General features: G+C 61.0%; 7 protein-coding genes. All 7 read right to left on the reverse strand.

The features are described 5' to 3' along the window. On the reverse strand, positions 1 to 1,276 hold a 1,276-nt coding region (locus tag QM600_RS28495; protein ID WP_283265102.1), incomplete at its 3' end, for an urease subunit alpha. Continuing rightward, positions 1,276 to 1,779 (reverse strand): urease subunit beta, encoded by a 504-nt coding sequence (gene ureB, locus QM600_RS28500; protein ID WP_283265103.1) that lies wholly within the window; start codon positions 1,777 to 1,779, stop codon positions 1,276 to 1,278. The genes ureB and QM600_RS28495, both read right to left, overlap by 1 nt. Continuing rightward, positions 1,776 to 2,078, reverse strand: a complete 303-nt coding sequence (gene ureA, locus QM600_RS28505) for an urease subunit gamma (RefSeq protein ID WP_094271259.1) — start codon at positions 2,076 to 2,078, stop codon at positions 1,776 to 1,778. Before ureA ends, ureB begins: the two co-directional genes overlap by 4 nt. Positions 2,079 to 2,355: 277 nt before the next feature. Beyond that, a complete protein-coding gene (gene pstB, locus QM600_RS28510) occupies positions 2,356 to 3,132 on the reverse strand; it encodes a phosphate ABC transporter ATP-binding protein PstB (protein ID WP_033233969.1) in 777 nt (258 codons plus the stop codon). Positions 3,133 to 3,202: 70 nt separating this feature from the next. Next, positions 3,203 to 4,111, reverse strand: coding sequence for a phosphate ABC transporter permease PstA (gene pstA / locus QM600_RS28515; RefSeq protein ID WP_283265104.1), 909 nt, complete (start codon positions 4,109 to 4,111; stop codon positions 3,203 to 3,205). 3 nt (positions 4,112 to 4,114) lie between these two features. After that, a complete protein-coding gene (gene pstC / locus QM600_RS28520) occupies positions 4,115 to 5,206 on the reverse strand; it encodes a phosphate ABC transporter permease subunit PstC (protein WP_283265105.1) in 1,092 nt (363 codons plus the stop codon). A 69-nt stretch (positions 5,207 to 5,275) separates the two neighbouring features. Continuing rightward, entirely contained in the window at positions 5,276 to 6,394 is a 1,119-nt protein-coding gene (pstS, locus tag QM600_RS28525) for a phosphate ABC transporter substrate-binding protein PstS (RefSeq protein ID WP_283265106.1), read from the reverse strand. Positions 6,395 to 6,556: the final 162 nt, after the last annotated feature.

Consider the following 6,556-nt stretch of genomic DNA (forward strand, 5'->3'; position numbering starts at 1 on the left):
TCGAGCCGACCTCATGGTCGATACCATGCGCCACCGCCGGGCAGATCGTGTACTTGGCGACGTACCGACGGGCACGCTCGTTGTCGGCCGGCATGCTGGTACCCAACTTTCCGTGCTGCGCCTTCATCACGTGCGCTACCTGCCAGGTTCGCAACGTCACCTCACCGATGCGGCCCATCGCCTGGGCGTCGGACGACGTGATGGAGATGGCACCGATATCGTGCAGGAAGTCTTCTGCCGCAATGGTGGTCGGGCGAATTCGCGACTCGGCGAACGCAAGGTCTTCCGGCACACGAGGATTGAGCGCATGGCACACGATCAGCATGTCCAGATGCTCGGCCACCGTGTTGACGGTATGCGGCAGCGTCGGATTAGTCGATGCTGGAAGGACATTCGCCTCTCCGGCCGTGACGATGATGTCGGGAGCGTGTCCGCCGCCGGCACCTTCCGCATGGAAGACGTGGATGCCTCGTCCCGCAATAGCGTCCAAAGTGTGCTGGACGTAACCGGTTTCGTTGAGACTGTCGGCATGCAGGGCAACTTGGAGACCGAACTCGTCCGCCGCTCGAAGCGCTGCGTCGATGGCGGCCGGCGTAGAACCCCAGTCCTCGTGCACCTTGAAACCGCCGGCGCCGGCAAGAGCCTCTTGACGAAGCGCCTCATGGCTGACAGTGCTGCCTTTGCCGAGGAGAAGGACATTGAGGGGAATGTGGTCGAGCGCGCGGTGCATCATCGTCAGCGACCAGGCGCCGGGCGTAACCGTCGTTGCCTTGCTGGCCTCGGTCGGGCCGGTTCCGCCGCCGGCAACCGTGGTCGTGCCGGTTGCCAGAGCCTCGAGCATCTCGATTTCGCTGAGGAAATGAACGTGTGTGTCGATCGCGCCGGCCGTGAGAATCTTTCCCTCCCCGGCAATCACGTCGGTGCTGGGTCCGATGAGCAACTTCGGGTGGACGCCGTTCATGATGTCGGGGTTACCCGACTTTCCGATCGCCACGATGCGGCCGTCACGAATTCCGACGTCTGCCCGGACAATTCCCCAATGATCGAGAATCACGACGTTGGTGATGACTACGTCGAGGGCGCCCTGATCACGAGTGGTCAGGCCCTGGCCCATGGATTCGCGGATACTCTTGCCGCCGCCGAACACCATTTCGTCGCCGGTCGCCGTGTAGTCGTGTTCGATCTCGATCCACAGATCGGTATCTGCCAAACGGATTTGGTCGCCGGCGGTCGGGCCGTACAGGGAGGCGTATCCACGCCGATCGATCGTGCTCACTACGTAGTCACCCCATCAAAGTCTGTATCAATATCGAATTCGAGAACGCCGACGCCGTCGAGATCACCGTCGGTCGAATCGTCCTCGACCGCGACATCACTGATTCGCACATTCACCGGCGACGCTCGCAGTGGTTCTTCCACCTCGACACCCGGCGTACCGAAGGGCATCACCGTCTTGGGTTCCCTTGCGTGCGTGGGCAGTATATTTTCGGGCAGAATCTGCAAACCCGGGACTCGTTTGAGTCCACCGAGTTCGATCAGCGTCACCGTACGCGAGACACCGGGTTCGAACCGTACCGATGTCCCGGACGGGATATCGAGCCGGAAACCTTCTGCCTCGTCACGATCGAACGTCAGCGCGGGATTGGCGGCCGGAAGGTGCAGATGCGAACCGATCTGAATCGGCCTGTCTCCGTCGTTGACGACAACCAACGTGATGCGCACTGCCTCCGAACCGAATTCGAGCGGCTGCGTCGATACGCGTACCTCACCGGGAATCATCGGATGGGTTCCGTGACGGTAACCAGCTTGCGTCCGTCCGGGAAGGTGGCTTCGACCTGGACGTTGTTGATCATCTCGGGAACCCCTTCCATGACGTCGCTGCGCGTGAGCACCTGACGACCCGCGTTCATCAACTCCGCGACCGTCATCCCATCGCGCGCACGTTCGAGAATCCAACAGGAAATCAGTGCCATCGACTCGGGATAATTCAGCAGCACGCCGCGCTCACGCCGGTCTCGCGCAACCATGCCTGCGACGCTCAGCAGCAGTTTTTCGGTATCTGAAGGGGTGAGGTGCATGAAATGGGGCCCTTCCGGTCGTAGAGCAGTGCCGTCGTGATCCAACAGCGCACTGACGGGGCGAGACTAGCATTCCCCGAAGCGTCGTCAGTATTGTCCACTTTGCCGAGTACGGCTACTCGAGCCGTCACAGATCCCGCTTGTGCTGCTCATCGAATTATACGCGCGCCCAACGACGCTCAGCGGTAGGGCGTCCGAGTGGGAACTATCACCAAACGCAAAAGTTTCACCCCCGTCTCCGGGAGGAAACGGGGGTGAAACATGAACGTGCAGCGAACTATCCGAAGCGGCCCGAGATGTAGTCCTCGGTGGCCTTCTGCGTCGGATTCGAGAAAATCTTCTCGGTGTCGTCGATTTCGACGAGTTGACCGGGCTTGCCGGTCGCCTCGAGGTTGAAGAACGCCGTCTGGTCACTGACACGCGCAGCCTGCTGCATGTTGTGCGTGACGATGACGATGGTGAAATCCTTCTTCAACTCGGTGATCAGATCCTCGATCGCCAGAGTAGAAATCGGGTCCAGAGCCGAGCAGGGCTCATCCATGAGCAGGACGTCCGGAGACACCGCGATGGCACGCGCGATGCACAGACGCTGCTGCTGACCACCGGAGAGGCCACCGCCGGGCTTGTCGAGGCGGTCCTTCACCTCGTTCCACAGGTTCGCGCCGCGCAGGGAACGCTCGGCAACCTCGTCGAGCCGCTTCTTGTTGCGCTCGCCCTGCAACTTCAAGCCGGCGACGACGTTGTCCTTGATCGACATCGTCGGGAACGGGTTGGGTCGCTGGAACACCATGCCGATGGTCTTGCGGACACCGACCGGGTCGACGTTGGAACCGTAGATGTCCTCACCGTCGAGCAATACCGAACCCTCGACGCGCGCACCGGGAATCACTTCGTGCATGCGGTTGAGTGAGCGGAGAACAGTGGACTTACCACAACCGGACGGGCCGATGAATGCGGTGACGCTGCGGGGTGGGACGGAGAGGCCCACATCTGCGACGGCGTGGAACTTGCCGTAGTAGATGTTGACGTCCTTGAGATCCAGACGCTTGGCCATTACCGGCTCCCTACTGAGTGGTTCGCGTTATCTATCTGCGATTTAAGTATGAACATGAACTGAGGCCGCGTCACTTGCTGCGAACCTGAGAGAAGTGACCGATCAGCTTCGCGATGATATTGAGAATCGCGATCATCAGAATCAGGGTCAGTGCGGCGCCCCAGATTCGGTTGGTGCCGGCATCGGTGGGGTTGTTCATCTCGGCGACCATGAGCGAAGGCAAGGTGCCCATTTCGCCGTTGAACAGATCGAAGTTGATGAACGGTGCGTAGCCGACGAGGATCAGCAGCGGCGCGGTCTCGCCGAGCACACGGGCCAGCGCGAGCATGACGCCCGTGATGATGCCGGGAAGTGCTGTCGGCAGAACAATTTTCGAGATGGTCTTCCACTTCGGCACACCGAGGGCGTACGACGCCTCACGCAGATCCATGGGGACGATGCGGAGCATTTCCTCGGTGGAGCGGATAACTACCGGGACCATCAGGAGAACCAGAGCAAGGGACACTGCGAAAGCCGACTTGGGGAAGCCGAACGTCGCGATCCACAGTGCGTAGATGAACAGTGCGGCAACGATGGACGGAACACCGCTGAGGATGTCGACCATGAAGGTAGTGAGCTTGCCCAGCTTGGACTTTCGGTCTGCGTACTCCACCAGATAGATGGCGACGAAGATGCCGAGCGGGATGGAGAAGACCGCACACACGAGGCCTTGCATCAAAGTCCCGATCAAGGCGTGATAGACACCGCCGCCGGACGCCGACGCCGTCAGTCCACTCATCGAATTGGTGAACCACGTTGCAGACGTCAACGCGGGCAAGCCCTTTGCAATGACGGTGAACAGAACCCAGACGAGCGGAATGAGTGCGATGAGAACTGCGAGGCTGACCAGGATCGTGGCGGTGACGTCCTTGGCGCGGCGGGTTGCTCCGACGCCCTGGAATGTGGGCGCCTTGACAGGGCGATCCAGAGTGGAAGTCATTGGTCAGTCCTTCTTTCCGGCGATTACAGCGCGGGCAGCAGCGTTGACCACGAAGGTCAGCACGAACAGCACCAGTCCGGCGGCGATATACGCGCCGGCTTGGATGTCGTTGTTGAACTCCGCATATCCGAGGGCGATCTTGGAAGCGATGGTCGATCCGCCGTCGAACAACGACCAGCCGAACGACTGCGACGTGGTGCGCAGAATCAGGTATAGCGCCATCGTTTCACCGAGTGCGCGGCCCAGGCCGAGCATCGATCCGCTGATGTAGCCGGACTTTCCGAACGGAATGACCGTGGTACGAACAACTTCCCAGCGCGTCGCACCGAGCGCGAGTGCGGCTTCGATCTGCGAGCGCGGGGTCTGGATGAATACCTCGCGGGTCACCGCGGTGATCACGGGAAGAATCATGACGGCCAGGACGATGCCGGCTGTGAAGATGGTGCCGCCGCCGGTGATGGAACCACTGCCGTCGGCGAAGAGCGGGAACCATCCGAAAGTCTTGTTGAGCCACACCGCAACCGGTGTGATTGCCGGAGCGAACACCAGCAAGCCCCACAGTCCGTAGACGATGGACGGGACCGCAGCGAGCAGGTCGATCGTGTAAGACAGTGGACGCGTCAGCCATTTGGGCGAGTACGACGTCAGGAAGATCGCAATGCCCAGTGCGATCGGCATGGCCATTACCAGTGCGAAAAGCGATACGAGAACAGTGACCTGGAAGAGGTCGAGGACACCGAAAGCCATGGCATTGATGTCCTGCGTGACCCACTTGCTGCTCGTCAGGAAGTTGACCTGGTTGCGGCTCAGTGCCGGTACGGCCCGCCAGATCAGGAAGGCCCCGATCGCAGCGATCACGACGGTGATGAAGATCGCCGAGCCCGACGCCAGAGAACTGAAGATCCGATCGCCCGGACGCGTTACGATCTTCGCGCTGCCGGAACCTGAACCTTCGCCTTTCGACGAAGGCTCGATCTCAGGGGCTTTGGTGGATGTAATCGTGTCCTCCGTGGTGCCGTTCGGACCGCCCACCCCGGCCCCGCTGGTTGCGGGGCCGGAGGAACGAGATGTCGATGTGATGGGCGCGTCATTCATGTGCGCTCACATTCCTTCACGTTTGAATGTAGATCCATGGGCCGGTCCGTACTAGTCCGCGTGTCGGTTTCAGCTGATCGCGGAGATAGACGCGTTCAGCTTGTCCTTCACATTCGCAGGCAGCGGAACGTATCCCTGCTCTGCCAGATTGGCCTGGCCCTCGTTGGCTGCACTGGTCAGGAAGGACTTGACGGCGGCCGAGGTATCGGCGTCGTAGCCCTTGGAGCAGACGATGGAGTACGTGGCCAGCACCAGCGGGTAGGCGCCGGCTTCGTTGGTCTTGAAGATCGACCCGAGGTCGAGCGTCAGGTCGCCGGTGGCGTCGGACTTGAACTTGGCGCCGGCAATCGACTTTGCCGCTGTCTCGTTGGTCAGTGCGACTGCTGCGGTGCCCGTGTTGATCTCGGCCGTCGACAGCTTGTTCTGATCGGCAAACGACTTCTCGACGTACGTAATCGAGCCCGGTGCAGACTTGACTGCCTGCGCAACTCCGGCTGAACCCTTGGCGCCCTCACCGACGCCACCGGTGAAGTCGGAACCTGCGCCGGACGTCCAGGCACCGCCTGACGCTGCCTCGAGGTACTTCTGGAAGTTGTCGGTGGTGCCCGAGGAATCGGAGCGGATCACCGGGTTGATCTTCAGATCAGGCAACTTTGCGCCCGTGTTGAGAGCGGCGATGGCCGGATCGTTCCAGTTGGTGATACCGCCGTTGAAGATCTTGGCGAGAACCTCGGCGTTGAGCACGAGGTTGTCGACGCCGTCGACGTTGAAAGCGACTGCGATCGGACCGAAGACGAGGGGAAGGTTCCAGGCTTCGCCGCCGACACAACGCTCCTTGGCCTTGTCTGCCTGCTCGTCCTTGATTGCCGAGTCGGAACCGGCGAAGTCGATCTGGCCGGCGATGAACTGGGTACGGCCGTCGCCGGAACCGCTGGGGTTGTAGGCGACGTTGACCGACTTGCCCTTGTCATTGCACACGGCGATGTAGGTGGAGACAAACTGATCCATCGCGTTCTTCTGCGCGGACGAGCCGGCTGCGGAGATCTTTTCCTTACCTTCACATGTAGCGGTGGAGGTGGACGTGTCCACACCACCCGACGACGCGTTGTTGTCGCTGCCACATGCGGCCAAGGTCATGGCGCCTACGGCTACTACGCCGAGCAAGGCACCACTGCGCTTGAGATTCACCTAGATCCTCCGGAAATCGCTACCGCCGGGCCCACGATCAGGCGGCGACATGAGATGCGGGCACAGAGCCCGTCATCAGGCAGCGCGGCGCTGCCCATAGAGAAAAGTAGGCGGGCGCGGTGTCCGGCTGGACCACACATGGTTAACGGAGAATGAACAGAC

This window comes from Rhodococcus sp. IEGM 1379, from assembly GCF_030056815.1.
Taxonomy (GTDB): Bacteria; Actinomycetota; Actinomycetes; order Mycobacteriales; family Mycobacteriaceae; genus Rhodococcus_F.

What these genes read in the sequence shown, in the direction of transcription:
- pstB (WP_033233969.1), bottom strand. Translation starts at nt 3,132, where the DNA reads ATGGCCAAGCGTCTGGATCTCAAGGACGTCAACATCTACTACGGCAAG.
- ureB (WP_283265103.1), bottom strand. Translation starts at nt 1,779, where the DNA reads ATGATTCCCGGTGAGGTACGCGTATCGACGCAGCCGCTCGAATTCGGT.
- pstA (WP_283265104.1), bottom strand. Translation starts at nt 4,111, where the DNA reads ATGACTTCCACTCTGGATCGCCCTGTCAAGGCGCCCACATTCCAGGGC.
- pstC (WP_283265105.1), bottom strand. Translation starts at nt 5,206, where the DNA reads ATGAATGACGCGCCCATCACATCGACATCTCGTTCCTCCGGCCCCGCA.
- ureA (WP_094271259.1), bottom strand. Translation starts at nt 2,078, where the DNA reads ATGCACCTCACCCCTTCAGATACCGAAAAACTGCTGCTGAGCGTCGCA.